This is a genomic window from Bartonella sp. AP88HLJMH (assembly GCF_042195605.1).
Classification (GTDB): domain Bacteria; phylum Pseudomonadota; class Alphaproteobacteria; order Rhizobiales; family Rhizobiaceae; genus Bartonella.
Genome location: NZ_JBHIOR010000003.1, coordinates 111,844 through 131,071 on the forward strand (window position 1 = coordinate 111,844; position 19,228 = coordinate 131,071).

Sequence of the window (19,228 nt, forward strand, 5' to 3'; positions counted from 1 at the left end):
ACCGGAGGGTGCGCCCAAGGCTGCACCTGAGATGCCTTTGGAGGCACTACCGGAGGATGCGCCCAAGGCTGCACCTGAGACGCCTTTGGAGGCACCGGAGGATGCACCCAAGGTTGCGCCTGAGATGCCTTTGAGAGTGCCGGAAGATGCCTCTAAGGATGCGCTCAAGCCTGCTCACAAAAATGAAGAGATGATATCGCCAAAAGAATTGGCTCCAACGGTCCCAAAAGTACCAGCAGAGCAGATTGTTCATCAAGCGTCCAAAATTGTACTTCCAGAAAAATCTCTTCTTCCACAGTTTAAACCAAAGTTTGACGAAAAATCTCCAAGGAAGAATGAGGCTGCATTGAATCAAAAGACGCCAAAGCTTAACAAGAAAAACCAAGAGAAACAGACCATTGAAGATATTTTAGCTCTGGAGGAAAATAATTTGCTCAATCGTGCGCGGTCACAAGGAGGGGGAGCAAAACGTTCTCATACACCAGAAGCTTTGGGTGCAAGAAAAAATATTAATGATACCACAAAAATGGCACAAACATTGGTCAATATTGCGGGGGGATGTATTCAACAGAAGCTTAAACTTGTGGCGCTTGGCGGCGATTTAAAAAATCGTCCGGTCGTGCGGTTGCGATTTTATTTAGACCGTGAAGGGATGGTTGTGGGCGATCCTATCATTGATCCCATAAGCGGCCTTGAGAGTCAACAAGCTATTATGATAAGGCAGGTGTATGCTGCTGTCTTTTCATGCCAACCTTATGCAGATCTCCCACGTGATCAATATGATCTATGGGGGCAAGGTTTTGACTTTAATGTTGATCCCCTCCAAGAAATAAGATGATAAACGAGAAAAAAGCGCTTAACGAAAGGACACATTCCATGATGACTATAACGAGACATAAAGTTTTTGCTTGGTTTATTGTCACTTGTGGGTTGTGGCTTTCAAGTATTTCATCGGGTTATGCGCAATTGAAAGGAACTATTTCGAGCGCTGATTTTAATCCCATTCCCATTGCAATTACAGACTTTATTTCCAATGATTCGATTGGGTTGAAAATATCTGCTGTGGTGACAGCCGATCTCGAACGGTCGGGGCTGTTTTTACCGCTTGATAAAGCAAATTTTTTTGAAAACATTTCTAATCCTAATAAACAACCACATTTTGCTTCTTGGCAGAAAATAAAAGCGCAAGGTTTAGTTACTGGGCAAGTCATGAGAGAAATCGATGGACGTTTGAGGGTCGATTTTCGTTTATGGGATGTGTTTGGACAAAGACAATTGAAAGGACGGCGTTTTTATACCGCGACAGAACGTTGGCGGCGTGTGGCACATATGATCGCAGATGAGATCTATAGTGAGATGACAGGAGAAAGTGGTTATTTTGATACAAGGATTGTTTTTATCGATGAAACAGGTCCTCAAAATGCACGCATTAAACGTTTAGCAATGATGGATCAAGATGGAGCAAATTTGATTTATATGTCTGATGGAAGTGAATTGGTGCTTACACCGCGGTTTTCACCAAAAAGACAAGAATTGACCTATATGGCTTACGAGGACAATCAAGTACCTCATGTTTATCTCCAACAAATTGAAATGGGGCAAAGAGAGTTGATCGGAACGTTTAATAACATGACAATTGCTCCACGTTTTTCTTCTGATGGACAAAAAGTTATCATGAGTTTGTTACAAAATGATGGGAGTGCCAATCTTTACACTATGGATTTACGAACCCGTACGATGACGCGACTTACAACAACTTCTGCTATTGATACTTCTGCTTCTTATTCACCGGATGGAAAACAAATTGTCTTTTCTTCAGATCGTAGTGGAAAGCCGCAAATCTATAAAATGAATGCGGATGGGAGTGATATTCAGCGTATTTCTTCAAACGATGGGAGTTATTCAACACCTATTTGGTCTCCACGGGGTGACTATATCGCCTTTACAAAACAATTAAGCGGACAATTTTCTATCGGTGTTATGCGCCCTGATGGACAAGGAGAACGAATTTTAACCACAGGGTTTCACAATGAAGGACCAACGTGGGCCCCTAATGGTCGTGTGCTGATGTTCTTTCGCAAAAATCCCGGTATGGGACCAAAAATTTATACGATTGATATTACGGGTCGCAATGAACGACAACTCCCTACCCCCAATGATGCTTCAGATCCAGCATGGTCGCCTTTGCTCAATGTACAGTAAAACAAAATGCTTAAAAACAGAATATAGAAGGAATATAGTCTATACAGTCTCAAGTTTAAACAATCTCAATTGTCTTTAATTATTTAAAAGAAGGAATTGATTATAGTGGGTATGGGGAGTTATGTAGATTTCATCTATCATCTACGGTTGTTGATCGATAATGGAATTTCCTTGGGGGAAAATGCTTAAAAAAATTCAAAACAAGACCTTGAAAAAATAGAGTCGAAAATTCTGAGGTCTTTAGATTTCAACTTTTTATTTAAAGTGTCGCTATATTTTTAAACTTCCTCTTCGATTTTGTTTGTGAAGAGTCCTCTTGTCAGGGGGGGGCTGTTGCTCTCTGATGTGTTTTATTCAAGTACGCGGTTGTTTTAGGTTTGAATATTGATTGATCAGTAAGAGCAAAAGGACAGATTTTTAAGATAAATGACGTTATTTTAGAAATATACGATGCCATAAAGTTAATGCCATAAAGTCAAAAATTTATCCGCAACGGATTAGAGAGATGTACCGGCTTTTTGTACAATACTTTGCTAAACAATCAGCTCTGGCTTTCCATTTGCTTATTTTTATTCTGTGATGTTGTAAAAACACTGCTCTTTGAGGTGTGGGGATATAGGGCGTATAAATCTCCTTGATATATTCTAAGTGTTTTTTAAGTGCGTAGCGAATATTTAGGGGAATGCATGTTTGTTGAGCCTTAAGTTTCAAGTGAATTTCATGAGTGATTCGTTATAGGAATACGTTAGGAAAATCCTAATTGTTTAGAGGCTAGATCATTTCATTACTTGAGGGTGGGGAGAGGAGGTTAATCTTAAAGAACAAAAAGATCAAATAGAGAGGAATATAGGGATAATCTTTGGGGCATGTAAGAAAGGCGTGAGGCTACAGAGTTTTGTGTATGCTTTTCTTTTTGGGATTATGTTTTCTGCGATTGATTGTGGTTTTTTATTGCATCAATGGCTTACCCCGCTATTGACGCGGGGCTTTTATATGTGCGGATAAAGAGGAGGGGTGACAGATGCTTTTGAAGCCCTCATGCATGAAGAGAGGGCTTATGCAAATGATGGCAATTATACAGATAATTTTGCCAAAATCTCATCACTGACATCAAAATTTGCATAAACATTTTGCACATCATCATCTTCTTCTAATGTTGAAATTAGTCGTAAAACGGACAAAGCTTTTTCTTCATCTATTGGTGCAAGGGTGGTGGCTTTCCAAATCGTTTTAATCGATTCTGCTTCACCAAGTTTTGCTTCAAGTGTTTTGGAAACTTCACCAATATCTTCAAATGCGCAGGTAATATGATGTCCGGTTTCTTCTGATTGCACATCTTCGGCACCGGCTTCAATTGCTGCATCCATGATGTTATCGGCTGTTCCTGCTTCTGGCTTATAGATTATTTCACCAATCCGATTAAACATGAAACTGACCGATCCTGTTTCCCCTAAGGCTCCTCCTGATTTTGTGAAGGCGGCGCGCACATTTGAAGCGGTGCGGTTGCGGTTATCAGTTAAAGCTTCAACAATGACGGCAACGCCGCCTGGTCCATAGCCCTCATAGCGTACTTCATCATAATTTTCGACATCGGCGCCTGACGCTTTTTTAATCGCGCGTTCAATATTATCTTTCGGCATCGATTGTGCTTTGGCATTTTGAACAGCCAGCCTTAAACGTGGATTCATGGCTGGATCAGGAGCACCTTGTTTTGCTGCTACGGTAATTTCGCGCGCAAGCTTAGAAAATATTTTCGAGCGCATTGCATCTTGACGCCCTTTACGGTGCATAATATTTTTAAATTGTGAATGGCCTGCCATAGTTTTCCTTCCTATTTGAGGGCTTTCTTTCCAGTTGGATACTCTTTAGAATTTAAGACGATAAAGCACGCATCCCACCAGAATAAATGTGCCACAGCATGAGGTGAAATAATCGAATAAACCCTTTATAAGAAAATTCATCTTAAAGGTAAAGACACCTTAGTTGAGGATCATTACAAGAGAGATCTCTTGTCGTTGAGCAAAAATAACGCTATAACAGAATGTAATCTCATAGCAAAATGGTTTATTCCATGCCTCGCTTTGTTTTAGGAGTGGTTGGAGAGACCTAAACATATAAAAAAGTTCCAGTGCTCTTGAGTGGGCGGTAACCTGCCTCATAGAAGAGGCGCAGAAGAGGATTTATAAAAATGGCAACGCAACTTTTGATGCCCAAAGCAACAGCTGTTTGGTTGGTTGATAATACAGCTCTTTCTTTTGATCAGATTGCAGAATTTTGTAAATTGCATGTCTTGGAAGTAAAAGCTATTGCCGATGGTGATGCGGCTTATGGTATTAAAGGTTTAGATCCGATTAGTTCTGGGCAATTGACGCGCAGTGAAATTGCACGGGTGGAGGCTGATCAAAACGCACGATTGAAAATTTCTCAATCGAGGGTGCATATTCCTGAAAAAAAACGTAAAGGGGCGCGCTATATCCCTCTTTCTCGACGCCAAGATCGTCCCAATGGTATCCTATGGTTGGTTACGAACCATCCCGAGTTGAAAGATGCGCAAATTGCACGGTTGATTGGGACAACAAAAGCGACAATTGAACAAATCCGCCTTAGAACCCATTGGAATAGTGCAAATTTGGTTCCTCTTGATCCTGTAGGACTTGGTTTGTGTTCGCAAATCGATTTAGATTTTGAGCTCCAGCGTGCGGCGAAAAATCGTCCTGTTGCAGCAGAAGAAGATAGGTCGTTGCTTCCCGCTTCTGTGACGGAAAACGCTGCTCTAGAGGAAAATGAGAGTGAAGAAAATCTGCATAAGACTTTTGACGCTGATAAAGTTTTTGCAAAGCTGAACGCGCTGCAAAAAAATCGTCAAGATCAAGATGATGCATAAAAAGCCATGACGCATAAGGGAAACATTTCTTATGGAAATGTTAGAGGAATGGCTGAAGAGAAGAAAAATTGGCAGAGACTTAAAAGTAAAAATGAGGACGAAAAAACAGAAAAAATTTCTTCTTCATTAGGAATTAACGGTTATTCTTAAAAATATTTTTAAGAATTGACCCTTCTTTACGAAATTCAAGGAGAAACGGACTATGCGCTCTACCAAAAAAACCATCTCTCATTCCTTAGCTATCCTCTTTCTTTTCTCACTATGCCTGGGTGGGTGTGGCAAAAAAAATGTTGGTGCACTTAACGGTATGAATGGCGCTTATATGAATGATGCTGGTTTGAATCAGGTGTCACCAGGCTCAGGACAAGAATTTACGGTTAATGTGGGTGATCGCGTGTTTTTTGGTCTCGATTCTTCTTCACTTGATGCTGATGCTGAACGTATTTTAACGCGCCAAGCAGAATGGTTGCTTCATTATCCTTATTATTCTATTATGATCGAAGGTCATGCTGATGAGAGGGGAACACGTGAATATAACTTGGCACTTGGACAGCGCCGTGCTGTTGCTGTGCGAAACTATTTGGTGTCTCTTGGTGTGTCCGCACAACGGATTCAAACAATTTCTTACGGAAAAGAAAGACCTGTAGCAGTATGTGATGATATTTCCTGTTGGAATCAAAATCGACGTGCTGTGACAACGTTGAGTGACATGAATAATCATTAAAAAGAAGATTGTTTGTTTCAACTATTCAATAAGCTCTTAAGGGGAAAAAAGAATGTATCGTAAAATCAATTGGAAAACACTCTTTTATATGGGGGTTTTCATAGCTTGTTCTACTTCACTTGTTCAAAGTGCGGCACGAAAGGCTTCCGAATATCCTGCACATGATACGGATAAAGTTGATGCAGTTGATAAGGCAACTGATGACGTGAAGAAAGCACCTGAAGCAGCTGATAAAGCAGCATCTAGCGCGGTGGAAAAAGCCACTGATGCAGTTGATAAGGCAACTGATGACGTGAAGAAAGCGCCTGAAGCAGCCGATAAAGCAGCATCTGATGTGATAGAAAAAGCCACTGACGCTGTTAATAAGGCTGTTGATGCAGTGAAAGAAGCACCTGAAGCAGCTGATAAAGCAGCATCTGATGTGATAGAAAAAGCCACTGACGCTGTTAATAAGGCTGTTGATGCTGTGAAGGAAGCACCTGAAGCAGCTGATAAAGCAGCATCTGATGTGATAGAAAAAGCCACTGACGCTGTTAATAAGGCTGTTGATGCTGTGAAGGAAGCTCCTGAAGCAGCTGATAAAGCAGCATCTGATGCAGCGGAAAAAGTCACTGATGCTGTTGATAAGGCAACTGATGCTGTGAAGGAAGCACCTGAAGCAGCTGATAAAGCAGCATCTAGCGCGGTGGAAAAAGCCACTGACGCTGTTAATAAGGCAACTGATGCAGTGAAGAAAGCACCTGAAGCAGCTGATAAAGCAGCATCTAGCGCGGTGGAAAAAGCCACTGACGCTGTTAATAAGGCTGTTGATGCTGTAAAAGAAGCGCCTGAAGCAGCCGATAAAGCAGCATCTAGCGCGGTGGGAAAAGCCACTGACGCTGTTAATAAGGCTGTCGATGCAGTGAAAGAAGCACCTGAAGCAGCTGATAAAGCAGCATCTGATGTGGAGGAAAAAGCCACTGACGCTGTTAATAAGGCTGTTGATGCTGTAAAAGAAGCACCTGAAGCAGCCGATAAAGCAGCGTCTAGCGCGGTGGAAAAAGCCACTGACGCTGTTGATAAGGCTATTGATGCTGTGAAAGAAGCACCTGAAGCAGCCGATAAAGCAGCGTCTAGCGCGGTGGAAAAAGCCACTGACGCTGTTGATAAGGCTATTGATGCTGTAAAAGAAGCACCTGAAGCAGCTGATAAAGCAGCATCTGATGTGATAGAAAAAGCCACTGACGCCGTTAATAAGGCTGTTGATGCAGTGAAGAAAGCACCTGAAGCAGCTGATAAAGCAGCATCTGATGTGGTGGAAAAAGCTACTAGTGTTGCGGAGCACCAAGGGATTATTTTAGAGAATCAACAGGCTTTATTTAAAGATTATGATTTAGATAAGCTTTTGCATAAGATACGAATGGTGCTTGAGCATAACAGTTTAAAAAATGTTAACAAGCAGTTTCACGAGCTTTTTGATACAGAAGTCTCTTCTGTTTATTCTTGTTCTTTTGAAAAGTCTGCTGTAGATGAAAAATCTCAGACTGTAAAGGAAGAGATGGAGCAGGACCATAGTACAGGTGATCAGACAAAGGTTACTGCTGTGGAAGCTAAGGTGGAGAGCCATGACCATGAAAACAGTCAACCTTTTAACAAAGCGCATGAAGTAAGTGCTCCAATTGAAGCACATCAGAGTGACAATCTTTCTTCTTCTAAAGCTTTGTATAAGGAAGGGTATGATTTTATTCGTTCTGCTAACTATGTTGATGCTGAAAAAAGCTTTTGCGCTTTTCAAAATCGTTACAAAAAAGATTCTTTGAGTGATGATGCTTTATTTTGGTTGGCCGAATCTTTGTTGGGGCAAAAACGCTATCATGAAGCAGCACAAGTTTATCTTACCGCATGGTATGCAGATAAAAAGAAGCTCTATACCTCCGAGATTTTACTGAAATTAGCAAGAAGTATGGTCGCTCTTGAGCCAAATAAAGACGATTGTGCTCATTTTGTGAAAAAATCAAAACGTCAACAAACATTAGCATCTGTTTTTTGTAAACCTGCAAAATAAACAGCGAGGTCGTTTTCGGTGTGCGTTAGACTGGCAAGAAATCTCTTTAAAACATCGGATTTTATTCAATGTCAGAAGTTGATTCTTGCCGTCTCAGGGGGAAGTGATTCTTTGGCTTTGATGTTTTTGGTCAAAGAGCATTTGGAAACTCTCGCATTTCCTCCAGAAATGCTTGTTGTCACGGTTGATCATCAATTGCGTAAAGAATCGATGCGTGAGGCAGAAACTGTTGCGAAAATTTGTCGTGTCCATGATATTCAACATATCACTGTGCGATGGGAAGGCGAAAAGCCAAAGACGCATATTGCTTCCAGCGCGCGTGTTGCACGCTATGATCTCTTGGTTAAAGAAGCACAAAAACAAGGCGCATCACTTATTATGACGGGGCATACACTCAATGATCAGGTTGAGACCTATCAAATGCGGTATCAACGTCTCCAAAAGAATAGAGGTGCTTTATATAGTGAAGCTGTTGCCATGCGCGATGAGGTTTATGCCAGTGGTTTTGCTGGTGTTTTGCGCGGTGAAGCCGAGGGTATACGTGATGAGGATCATACCAGAAAAACAAGAAAAAATATTGCCGAAAAAAACTATGGTCCCCTCTATGAACGTGGTTTATCCTGTATTCCGCGTGAGGCGCTGTTGCATAGAAAAGTGCGTTTGATTCGGCCACTCCTTGGTGTAAAACGCCAAACATTACGGAATTATTTACGCTTACAAGGACAAACATGGATTGATGATCCAACCAATGAAGATCGCAATTTTGAACGTGTGCGCGTGCGTCAATCTCTTTCTCCACAAAAATTGGCTTATATTGCTCAAAAAATAAATGAAGCCGCATTGCAGCGTCGTCAACAAGCCAAAAATATTGCTGATTTGATCTTAGCGCTGGATATTACTGTCCAACATGGGCGTTGTTTCATAGCAAAGCCTGCGCTGTTTTTACAGAAACATTCCAGTTTTCCTTTTGTGGTGGGGCTCTTTGCTGTGCTGATGGGAGGGGGATTTTATTTGCTCCCCAATCAGAAATTAAGCATGCTTGTTCAAAAACTCTGTCTCGATTCTTCAGAAAAGCGGCGTTTTACTTATGCGGGCTCTGTTATTGAATATAACAAGCAGGGAATTTCTTTGTGGCGTGAAGGGCGAAATATAAAAGAGGCTATCGTTGAGCCAGATAAAACTTTTATATGGGATGGGCGCTATCATATCACAAATCATGGATATGAGGCTATAAAGGTTGGAGCCGCAAATTTAGAACAGCTGAAATTTTTATTAAAAAATAGCGATTTTGAGCTTGAAAAGCCTCATTTTCCCTCTTTACAATCGCTGCTGCTGATCTCAAATCATAAAGGGTATGATATTCCAGAGTTGATTTCTCAAGCAGTTGTTCATAAACATGTTATCGTCAAGCGGATTATGGCACCTTTCGATTGGCTTTCCTCACGAGAAGATGCTGCCTTGGTGAATGTTGTGGAACCTTTTTTTAATATTGAGGTGAAAAGATAAAGGAAAATTACTCTAAAAGAAAATAAACAGCTTCTCATCCCTTGGCAAGGGGCTGACAAGGTTATATGTTAAGGGGAACTGTTTGAAATCTATATTTGATTAAGTGGGCTGAATATGAATTCCAATTACCGCTCTCTCCTTATTTGGGGAGTTATTGCCTTGATTTTGATTGTGTCGTTTTCTCTCTTTAATGGAGATAGCCAACGTTCTGGTGGTGGAGAAGTCTCCTATTCTGAATTTTTGCAAAAAGTTGAGAATAATGAGTTGAAATCTGTGACCATTCAAGGTCAAAAATTAACAGGAAAAACCATTGAACATAGAGCTATTTCAACCTATGCTCCTCGCGATCCAGGTTTGATACAAAAATTGGAAAGCAAAAACGTCAATGTTAAAGCTATTCCTGAAAGCTCTGGAAATAGCATTTTCCTCAATCTCCTCTTTTCCTTGTTGCCTGTTATTATTATCGTGGGGGCGTGGGTCTTTTTTATGCGGCAAATGCAAAATGGATCACGCGGTGCAATGGGATTTGGGAAATCGAAAGCAAGATTGCTTAATGAAGCGCAAGGACGTATTACCTTTAAAGATGTTGCTGGCGTTGAAGAAGCAAAGCAAGATCTTCAAGAAATTGTTGAATTTTTACGCGAACCACAAAAATTTCAACGCTTAGGGGGGCGTATCCCACGCGGTGTTTTGCTTGTTGGTCCTCCAGGAACTGGTAAAACTTTGCTAGCACGTTCTGTGGCCGGTGAAGCCAATGTGCCATTCTTTACCATTTCAGGGTCTGATTTTGTGGAAATGTTTGTTGGTGTTGGGGCAAGCCGTGTGCGCGATATGTTCGAACAGGCTAAAAAAAATGCACCTTGTATTATCTTTATTGATGAAATCGATGCTGTTGGGCGCCATAGGGGGGCTGGTCTTGGCGGTGGAAACGATGAACGTGAACAGACCTTAAACCAGTTGCTTGTCGAAATGGATGGGTTTGAGCCCAATGAAAGTATTATTCTTATTGCTGCAACAAACCGTCCCGATGTGCTTGATCCCGCTTTGTTAAGACCAGGGCGCTTCGACCGACAAGTTGTTGTGCCAAACCCTGATGTTTCTGGGCGTGAACAAATCTTGAAAGTGCATGTGCGCAACGTGCCTTTAGCGCCTAACGTTGATTTGAAAATTTTGGCAAGGGGAACACCAGGATTTTCTGGTGCAGACCTGATGAATCTGGTCAATGAAGCTGCTCTTATGGCTGCAAGCCGTAATAAAAGAGTTGTCACGATGCAAGAATTCGAAGATGCCAAAGATAAGGTGATGATGGGGGCGGAACGTCGTTCAACCGCTATGACACAAGAGGAAAAAGAACTCACTGCTTATCACGAAGCAGGACATGCTATTGTGGCTCTTAATGTGCCGGTTGCTGATCCTGTCCACAAAGCAACAATCGTTCCAAGGGGAAGAGCATTGGGAATGGTGATGCAATTGCCTGAAGGCGATCGCTATTCTATGAGTTATCGGTGGATGATTTCTCGTCTGGCCATTATGATGGGTGGACGTGTGGCTGAAGAATTAAAGTTTGGAAAGGAAAATATCACATCTGGTGCTTCTTCTGATATTGAACAAGCAACGAAATTAGCTCGCGCGATGATCACACGGTGGGGATTTTCTGATCTGCTTGGAAATGTAGCTTATGGCGATAACCAAGATGAAGTCTTTTTGGGTCATTCTGTTGCGCGAACACAAAATGTCTCTGAAGAAACAGCGCGCATGATTGATATGGAAGTGCGTAAGCTTATTGATGATGCCTATAAAAATGCGACAAACATTTTGAAAACAAAAAGAAAAGAATGGTTTGCTTTGGCACAAGGTTTGTTGGAATATGAGACTTTAACGGGAGCTGAAATTAACGAAGTTATTGCAGGAAAGCCTCCTTCACGCACACAGAAAGATGAGGGTGCTGCGCCACGGGGGTCTTCTGTTCCAAAAACTGGAAAAATGAAGACAGAGACAACAGTGGTAGATGAAAAAAACGCTGAAGCAGCCCCTAAAACAGTGCTTCATAAAGCAGAGACAGATAAAGGCGAGGCAGGCAAAGCAGAGGCAGCTGTTGGGAAAAAAACAGCAAAATCCGGTAATGTTGAGCCTAAGGAGGCTCAGTCTAAAGAAGTGCAATCGGATGAGACTGAGAAAAAAGCGCAAAGCACAAAAGGCACCACAAAATCAGTCAACCGCTCTAAAAGTAATGCTGAAAAGAAGTCCAATACTGCGGGACATGATAAAGAAAAATAAGAATTATTTAATATCGCTTGAGTGACGATGTTTTAGGAAAACTTCTAATTTTTTTGAGAAAGGCGCAAGTTTTGTTTGCGCCTTTCTTGTAATATTTGCAAAAATATGAAAGCAAAAAATTAAGCAAAGCCGTTGTATGATGGCGGCTTTAGCATGCTACAAGGCGAGGTGGACTGTTGCTTTTCTAATGTGGTAGGGGGTTGTAAGGTTAGGCGATAGATTTCCTTGCTGATTTGGTAGGGTATGAGGTTTGGTGCTGGGTTTCTTTACGGATTTAGCAAGTGTGTGAAATTATCCGTTGGTTGTGTTAAAGGGATGTATAGAGCATTTTGAGGAGATAATATTGCTTTTATGTGTGAGGGTGTAAACATAATTGCTTGAGAGTGGTTTAGATGTGTAGATGGTGAATAGGGGGCTTGATTGTTTAAATGCATGAAGGTTTAGATCAATGATCTGATTTTATACGGGGAGAGGAGGACTATTGTACCAAGGGGGCTTGTTAGGTTTTAAAAAAAACAAGGGAAGAATTATATATTAAAGGAAAGAGGCATGGTGCAAAAATATTTTGGTACAGATGGAATTCGGGGGAAAGCCAATTCATTTCCTATGACACCCGATTTTGCCATGAAGGTGGGGATGGCTGTAGGGGTTTTATTTCGCTCACAACATCAATCTCATCGTGTGGTGATTGGCAAGGATACACGATTATCTGGCTATATGTTGGAAAACGCTTTGGTTTCAGGATTGACTGCTGCGGGGATGGAAGCTTTTTTATTGGGTCCAGTGCCAACCCCTGCTGTTGCAATGCTTTGCCGCTCTTTGCGAGCGGATCTTGGGGTGATGATTTCTGCTTCTCATAATCCGTTCTATGATAATGGAATTAAACTTTTTGGTCCTGATGGTTTTAAACTTTCAGATGATATGGAAGCCAAAATTGAACAATTGATCGATACAGATCTTTCAAAATCTTTAGCAAGTTCTGCCGAAATTGGTTATGCAAAACGGGTTGAGGGAGATATTTATCGTTATATTGAATATGCCAAACGAACTTTGCCGCGTGATGTTCGCTTAGATACTGTGCGTATTGTTGTGGATTGTGCTAATGGGGCTGCTTATAAAGCGGCTCCCCGTGCTTTATGGGAATTGGGGGCTGAGGTTTTTGCTATTCATGATGAACCCAATGGGACCAATATTAATCAAAAATGTGGATCAACCGATTTAAGCTCTTTAAAACGAAAAGTGCATGAAGTGCGTGCTGATGTGGGGATTGCTCTTGATGGAGATGGAGATCGTGTTCTCATTGTGGATGAAAAAGCACAAACGGTTGATGGAGATCAGTTGATTGCTGTAATTGCTGAAAATTGGCATAAAATGGGACGATTACGGTGCAATGGTGTTGTCACAACGATTATGTCAAATCTTGGACTAGAGCGTTTCTTGAATAGCAAAGGGTTGCACCTTGTAAGGACAAAAGTTGGAGATCGTTATGTTGTCGATGCCATGCGCCAAAAGGGATATAATGTTGGTGGTGAGGCTTCTGGCCATATCGTGCTTAGTGATTTTGGTACCACGGGTGATGGCTTGGTGGCTGCATTGCAGATTTTAGCCTGTATGAAGGAAAGTCAAAGCCCTATGAGCCAATTGTGTAAACGGTTTGAACCTGTACCGCAAATTTTAAAAAATGTAACGATTAAAAATAAAAATGTCTTGAAAAAAAATCCCGTCAAAGCGGCCATTGATCAAGCAGAGAAGCGGTTGGGAAAAGAGGCAAGGCTGGTGATCCGCGCTTCTGGAACTGAGCCGGTTATCCGCCTTATGGCTGAAGGCGATGCACGAGAAGTATTGGACACTGTCGTGACAGAGTTGATGGATGTTATTATTCATCATGATGTACGCATGGGGACTGCACTTGAGGAATCTTGAATTTTTTGAAAAAATTATCAGATCATCTTTGAATAAAGGTCTGATTTTAATGCGGGATTTTGGCAATTACAAAAGGTATGATTATTAACTCTGTTAGTGATGTAATAACGGTAATGGATACTCTATCTACGAACAAATTAAATAAAAAAGGGAAAAGTCTAATTCTAATAACTACAATGCGTATAGATTTCTCTATAGTTCGTAAGATATGAAAAATATGCTTTTTTTTGATTTTCCTTTTTCTTTTACTTATTCGTAAACCGGTTATTAGTTTAACAGAGTTTGTAGTGGGAGTTTATTAGTGTTATTCATTCTTTTTACTGGACATACAGCGGGTGCAGCGCCCCATGAATATCAAACAGCAATGGTCATTGTGGTTATATCATCTTGATGTTTCTAAGTGCCGCTGCCAATTGGAGATATGATACGCTCCTATTACGTTTAGCTCCTCCTAATTATGAACTTATACTTTTCCAATAATTAGTAGAATAATGAGAAAGAGATGAGAATGATCGATTTTTTCACGACAGTTCTAATGTTTATAAAGTAAAAAAGCCATGTGATGTAAAAATAATGAACATTTTTTGGATCTTGGAAGGGTACACTCTATATTCATTTATGATTTTAGGATTTAAACATAAAAGGATTGAAGCCTTCTATAATACTGGTACGACTGAAGGGATTAGAACCGCCCATGCTCAAAAATTAAAGCGTATTCTAGGTGCTTTTGAAGTAGATGTATCGCCAAAAGATTTGAGTTATCCGTCCTTTTAATTACATCTGCTAAAGGGCGATTTCAAGGATTATTAGTCAATTACTGTAAAGGGAAATTGTCGCGTAATATTTCGCTTTGATAGCATAGATGTCGAAATGTTTGATTATCTGGATTATCATCAAAAAGCAGGTCTAAACAATGATGAAGAATCCTTCACATCCCGGTGAATTATTGCGTGAAGATGTGATCAAAGAGCTTGGTTTATCCTTTAATGAAGCAGCAGAGTGGCTTGGTATATCTCGTGTAGCACTTTCTAGAGTTTTAAATGAAAAAGCCGCTATGAGTGCTAATCTTGCTATTAGGCTTGAAATGGCTGGTGTAAGCACAGCACGTGCTTGGCTTACTATGCAAACAAATTATGATCTATCAAAAAAAAATCCTTAACAACAGTCCCATGATCAAGATTGCATAAAAGAGTTTCAAATGGCAGTTAAGTTTTTGCAACAGAAACGTATACAAGAGCTAAATCATGCGTATGAGCGTACAAGGTCAAAAGATGTAACGCGGGTAAGACAAGGAATAAAATCTTGTTTCTATAGTCTGTTTGGCTATAATAAATATAAGCAAAGGAGGGTTTTAATATGTTGAGTGAAGAGGAAATTAAGCTGCGTCGCCTCTATGCTGAAAATGCATTGGCAAGCCAACGTTTAGAGGGATTAGAGCCAGATCCAAAAGTCGTTGAGCAAATGGAACGTGTTATTATTGGAGAGTTTGAAACAAGTGATATCCTCAAAGATTATATGGAGAGGGTAAAACGTGGAGAAGTATAAGGGGAGCGGTGATCCTTATACTGATCCTGAAACTGGTGTGATGTATAATCGGTTTGGTATTAAAGACAAAGCCACGCTGCAACGTGTAGAATCTACGATTTCTTATGTGAAATCTTTCGAATTTGTACATACTCCTATTGGTGGTAAGTTTGATCTGGATTACATGAAAGAGATTCATAGAAGACTGTTTGGCGACATATATGAATGGGCGGGACAAGTTCGTTTAGTGGATATTGCCAAAGGCAATAGTATGTTTGCTAGTTATAATCAGATTGAAAGTTATGCACCGAAGATTACAAAAAAGCTTGCAAAAGAACAGTATCTGCGTGGTCTTGGTGCTTATGACTTTAGCCAAAGGGCTGGATATTACATGGGCGAGTTGAATGCGTTGCATCCGTTTCGAGAGGGGAATGGGCGTACTCAGCGCGAATTTATGGTGCAACTTGCTCGTGAAGCTGGTTATCATATCAACTGGAAGGGTATTGAGCGACAAGAAATGACACGTGCGTCAATTGAAGCACATTTTGGTAATTCAGAATATCTGTCTGCACTCATCTATAAGAACCTTACCAAGTTTACAGAAAATAAAAGGGATGATGTTTCTCAAGGTATTGGCAAAAATATTGCTTTTTGCGTTGATCTTAATTAAAGAGTGCTTGGAACAACAAAAAGAGAAGATTGAAACTCCTTGGGATAGAGAAAAGACAAGTTTTGCTAAACGTCAAAAAGAAGAACTTGAACAATTACAAAATGATTTGAATGTTGCATCAAAAACAACGGAAAAAGCCCCATACCTTGCGGCTTATACGGATAACTCTAATCTAGAACAGAAGGTGCTAAGCGCTCTTAGGAATGAAAAATCTTATGTTAATATGTTTAAGGAGTTAAACAGTCGTTTAGCATTTATTTATAGAGATCCACAAGAGGCTGCGTTTAGGATTGAGCAAACGATTTTAGCAGGTAAAGGCGATAAACTCTCTGATATTTTGGATAGGGCACCTGATAGAGCGGGCGAACTGCGTGGATCAGATCGTTTTATCGATAAATTGAAGGCTACAGGAAAAGAACGAAAAGAAGCGCTTTATCATGTTCCTCTTGCTATTTCTTCTATTAAAATGCTTCAATCCTTTTATGAGAATTCTTATGAGACGCTGATGGTTAGTGTTACACGGGAGCGTGAACAGTTAAAAGTAGAGGTTCCGTCACTTTCACAAGAAGCAGTGACTTTTATGAAAAATGTTGAAGCTGGTCGTGATAGTTATTCAAAGATACCAGAGCAGGTTGGTGAAGAATTTTTAAAGCTGAAAAGTGCTTTAGATAAACGTTTTGGACAGGATGCTATTCATAAACAAGACTTTGACTTGTCAAAAGCAATCACGCCAAATCAGCCTCAAGATAAAAAGCTTGTGAAAGAGCTTCAAACAGCAGTTAAAGTTTTGCAACAGATACATACGAAAGAGCTAAATAATGTGATAGCGCAAACAATGTCAAAAGAAATTACACGATAAAGAAATTTAGAACATTAGAAACTTGTTATAATAACTCATTTGAGCCATACATAAGAAGGTAACTAAAGGAGGTTTACTATGGGCATAGCCGTAGATTCAAAAGATGTTATTCGAGCAAATATAGATAAGAAGTTGAAAAAAGAAGCCGGTGAAATATTAGCAAGTTTAGGACTTACGGTGTCTGATTTCATACGAATTTCCTTAGCTAAAGTTGTTGATGAAAGAGGATTGCCGTTTGATATGTCTATTTCTAATGCGAAAACGCTTAAAATTTTTGAAAAGAATGCAAAAGGATAAGATGTATACTTTGCGAAAGATATGAATGAGTTATTTAAGTCATTTCGACAGTTTTTAAAAGGCATCACGGCGTTTGAAGGGGTCGTAATAGATTTCTGTTACACGAAATTTTCCTTCGAGGCGTTTGCATTGGATGATGACATCTATCATCGAGATTAATAAGCCGCGGATATCATCGCGTGCTAAATTACCACCACCGTCACTTTCTTTGACTAAAAGGGTCATTTGTTCAAAGGCTGCAAGGGCTGTTGAGGCATGGACGGTGGTAATGGAGCCGGGGTGACCAGAGTTGACATTACGGATGTAGTAAAAGGCTGTACCATCACGCAGCTCTTGTAGAAGGATTCTGTCGGGGCGCATGCGTAATCCTGATTCAAGCAGTTCTTTTGCGCCTGCTTTTGCTAAGCCTTGGTTATCTTTTGAATAAAAGAGCTGCACTTTGTTGGCGTGCGGAACGACAAGTTCTGGCGTGTCTTCAATGGTGAGAATTCGTTCATAGTCAGGGATTTTTGCAATCAAAGCTTTGGAGAGGGTTGTTTTACCAGAACCGGTTTTGCCCGATATTAAGATATTTTGTTGTGTAATAACGGCTCTTTCTAAAAAGTTGCAAAAATCTTTGGCGATAAAGAGATCTGTTAGCTCTTTGTCTGTATCAGAGAGTTCGGATAATCGTTCTGTCATTTGTTGCGTGGGTGTGAAACTGGTGTTTTGGGCGACAGAAAACAGATTGTTTTCATGTAAACTTTCAAGAGAAAAAGTGCGTGATGAAGGTTTACGAATGGTCATGCTAATGGTATTGGCTGCAACTGCTGGAGGCATAACAATTTGTATGCGTTCGTTGTTGGGCAGTGTTGCGGAGAGAACGGGATTTTCTACACTAATTTTTTGTGTTGTGTAGGCAGCAACAACTTTTGCAATCCCTTCTAGTTCGCCGTAGGTTAGTTCTTTTAAGATGTGGGTTTGCCAACCATTGGGACCCTCAACGATTACTTCGCCAGGGCGATTTATGACAATTTCAAATAAATTCTCATCATTGAGGAAATCATCTAAGATCTTTAATTTTGTTAAGACGATGGAGGCGCGTTCTGCATTTTTTGCTGATGGCATAATGTGACTTTATTGGCTTAATGAAAAAAGGAATAGCTGGGAGTAGAGCGGTTTCTTTTGCTCTTTACGACTAGTTTATAGACAGAGGAAAAATCGAGATCTTTTGCTACAAAGATGTTGACCAGTTCGCCTTGAAATTTTTCTAGGGTAGGAGGGATGTTGATTTGATTTTCAAGAGCAATACTGGCGGCCTCTTTTCCAGTGTTGTTTGCGCCTTCAAAACCGCCGCCTCCAGAGTTGTTTGAACCTTCTTTATTGGAATTGCCTACTATTTTATTTGTTAAAACTGTTGTGGCACCATCAATAACGGTCAACAAAAGGGAAGAGCCAAAGCGTTCCCACCAATGGGTGTTGATGTTGCCATCAAAACCAGCTCTTCCTAAACTGTCTGTTGCGGGTGAGGCAAGGTCGATGATGACACCGGTTGGGGTTTTTGCTCTTGTCCAGAGTACAAAGAGGCGAGATTGACCTTGTTTTATCCCTCCGCGGTATTCGCCAATCACTTGGGTTCCTTTATCAAGCAAAACAACGCGCCCATTGTCAGAGAGGATATCACGGTTGATGATGCAGCTTGCAAAGCCTGGTTGCTCACTGTTTAATGCGGTTTCTAAGATACAGGGAATAGAGGTTCCCATGGCGATGATAAAGTTTCTATTGCCGATGAGTTTTGCTTTTGCTTTTGCTTCTTCTGTTTTGGTAGGCTTTAATAGGGTTGCAAAATTTTGTGTGTCTTGAAGGGCAGGAGAATTTTGCGCATTCGCGAGATTTTCAAGGGCATGGAATTTGTCAAAGGGGTTGAGAGTCGTGTTGACGATGTCTTTTAATTGAGATTTAGAGCCTTTGGCAAAAGCGAGAACAGGGGCGCGTCTTGCGGCATCAAGTAGTGGGTCATCTTTTTTGGGTTCTTGTGCGAGTGGTTGTGGGGGTGGTAAGGTTATTGGCGCTATGTTGGCACGCGGGTCAGAGGGCGCGAGCTCTAAAGGGGCGAGGGAATTGTGAAAGTTTTGTGCTTGTTTTTTATGAGCTTTTGCGGTGTCTTTTTGTTCTGTGGGGGTGGATAAGATGTTCCAGAGCACATAGCCGCAGATTCCTATACAGGCTATTGCGACAACTATTTTTTTGCCGGCGCTTTTGGCGCTATTGTTTTTGCCATCCCCAATAGATCCGCGATCTTCGATGATTGGTTTATCACTCATGTGTTGTCCCCTTCA

The 19,228-nt window shown here is 40.8% G+C and carries 17 protein-coding genes and 1 pseudogene; 15 read left to right on the top strand and 3 right to left on the bottom strand.

Going from position 1 to position 19,228, the window contains the following annotated elements; all coding sequences use genetic code 11:
- A pseudogene (locus ACFIMA_RS02495) lies at window positions 1–838 on the top strand (cell envelope biogenesis protein TolA); the annotation flags it as partial.
- A 38-nt stretch (window positions 839–876) separates the two neighbouring features.
- Window positions 877–2,202 (top strand): Tol-Pal system beta propeller repeat protein TolB, encoded by a 1,326-nt coding sequence (tolB, locus tag ACFIMA_RS02500; RefSeq protein WP_375611763.1) that lies wholly within the window; start codon window positions 877–879, stop codon window positions 2,200–2,202.
- A gap of 1,073 nt (window positions 2,203–3,275) precedes the next feature.
- Here the strand turns inward: tolB and ACFIMA_RS02505 are convergent.
- Window positions 3,276–4,022 (bottom strand): YebC/PmpR family DNA-binding transcriptional regulator, encoded by a 747-nt coding sequence (locus ACFIMA_RS02505; protein ID WP_254492472.1) that lies wholly within the window; start codon window positions 4,020–4,022, stop codon window positions 3,276–3,278.
- A 368-nt stretch (window positions 4,023–4,390) separates the two neighbouring features.
- Between ACFIMA_RS02505 and ACFIMA_RS02510 the strand changes: the two genes are divergently transcribed.
- The 13 genes from ACFIMA_RS02510 (at window position 4,391) to ACFIMA_RS02570 (ending at window position 16,910) form a co-directional block, all read left to right on the top strand.
- Entirely contained in the window at window positions 4,391–5,086 is a 696-nt protein-coding gene (locus tag ACFIMA_RS02510; RefSeq protein WP_375611764.1) for a DUF1013 domain-containing protein, read from the top strand.
- Window positions 5,087–5,092: 6 nt separating this feature from the next.
- Entirely contained in the window at window positions 5,093–5,236 is a 144-nt protein-coding gene (locus tag ACFIMA_RS02515) for a hypothetical protein (protein WP_375613210.1), read from the top strand.
- A gap of 52 nt (window positions 5,237–5,288) precedes the next feature.
- Window positions 5,289–5,810: a peptidoglycan-associated lipoprotein Pal gene (pal, locus tag ACFIMA_RS02520; RefSeq protein WP_375611765.1), complete on the top strand. Its 522-nt coding sequence runs from the start codon at window positions 5,289–5,291 to the stop codon at window positions 5,808–5,810.
- Window positions 5,811–5,862: 52 nt separating this feature from the next.
- On the top strand, window positions 5,863–7,854 hold the full coding sequence (locus ACFIMA_RS02525; RefSeq protein ID WP_375693729.1) for a tol-pal system protein: 1,992 nt from the start codon (window positions 5,863–5,865) through the stop codon (window positions 7,852–7,854).
- Between the two features lie 18 nt (window positions 7,855–7,872).
- A complete protein-coding gene (tilS, locus tag ACFIMA_RS02530; RefSeq protein ID WP_375693064.1) occupies window positions 7,873–9,360 on the top strand; it encodes a tRNA lysidine(34) synthetase TilS in 1,488 nt (495 codons plus the stop codon).
- Between the two features lie 114 nt (window positions 9,361–9,474).
- The gene (ftsH, locus tag ACFIMA_RS02535; protein WP_375632033.1) at window positions 9,475–11,637 is read left to right on the top strand and encodes an ATP-dependent zinc metalloprotease FtsH; all 2,163 of its coding nucleotides are present in this window, start codon (window positions 9,475–9,477) and stop codon (window positions 11,635–11,637) included.
- A gap of 549 nt (window positions 11,638–12,186) precedes the next feature.
- Window positions 12,187–13,560: a phosphoglucosamine mutase gene (gene glmM, locus ACFIMA_RS02540; protein ID WP_375613213.1), complete on the top strand. Its 1,374-nt coding sequence runs from the start codon at window positions 12,187–12,189 to the stop codon at window positions 13,558–13,560.
- Window positions 13,561–14,133: 573 nt separating this feature from the next.
- Window positions 14,134–14,334 carry a hypothetical protein gene (locus tag ACFIMA_RS02545; protein ID WP_375693065.1) on the top strand — a complete coding sequence of 67 codons (201 nt, stop codon included), beginning with the start codon at window positions 14,134–14,136 and terminating at the stop codon, window positions 14,332–14,334.
- A 139-nt stretch (window positions 14,335–14,473) separates the two neighbouring features.
- Complete coding sequence (locus tag ACFIMA_RS02550; protein ID WP_375632031.1) at window positions 14,474–14,719, top strand: HigA family addiction module antitoxin; 246 nt, start codon at window positions 14,474–14,476, stop codon at window positions 14,717–14,719.
- Window positions 14,720–14,916: 197 nt separating this feature from the next.
- On the top strand, window positions 14,917–15,105 hold the full coding sequence (locus ACFIMA_RS02555) for an antitoxin VbhA family protein (protein ID WP_375632029.1): 189 nt from the start codon (window positions 14,917–14,919) through the stop codon (window positions 15,103–15,105).
- A complete protein-coding gene (locus ACFIMA_RS02560; protein ID WP_375693066.1) occupies window positions 15,092–15,754 on the top strand; it encodes a Fic/DOC family protein in 663 nt (220 codons plus the stop codon). The genes ACFIMA_RS02555 and ACFIMA_RS02560 overlap by 14 nt, the downstream gene beginning before the upstream one ends.
- Window positions 15,755–15,761: 7 nt before the next feature.
- Window positions 15,762–16,613 (top strand): hypothetical protein, encoded by an 852-nt coding sequence (locus ACFIMA_RS02565; protein WP_375693067.1) that lies wholly within the window; start codon window positions 15,762–15,764, stop codon window positions 16,611–16,613.
- 78 nt (window positions 16,614–16,691) lie between these two features.
- Window positions 16,692–16,910 carry a type II toxin-antitoxin system RelB/DinJ family antitoxin gene (locus ACFIMA_RS02570; RefSeq protein WP_375652724.1) on the top strand — a complete coding sequence of 73 codons (219 nt, stop codon included), beginning with the start codon at window positions 16,692–16,694 and terminating at the stop codon, window positions 16,908–16,910.
- A 54-nt stretch (window positions 16,911–16,964) separates the two neighbouring features.
- On the opposite strand, the gene virB11 is transcribed toward ACFIMA_RS02570, so the two are convergent.
- Window positions 16,965–18,017 carry a P-type DNA transfer ATPase VirB11 gene (gene virB11 / locus ACFIMA_RS02575; RefSeq protein ID WP_375693068.1) on the bottom strand — a complete coding sequence of 351 codons (1,053 nt, stop codon included), beginning with the start codon at window positions 18,015–18,017 and terminating at the stop codon, window positions 16,965–16,967.
- A gap of 17 nt (window positions 18,018–18,034) precedes the next feature.
- The gene (gene virB10 / locus ACFIMA_RS02580; protein WP_375620971.1) at window positions 18,035–19,213 is read right to left on the bottom strand and encodes a type IV secretion system protein VirB10; all 1,179 of its coding nucleotides are present in this window, start codon (window positions 19,211–19,213) and stop codon (window positions 18,035–18,037) included.
- Between the last annotated feature and the right edge of the window lie 15 nt (window positions 19,214–19,228).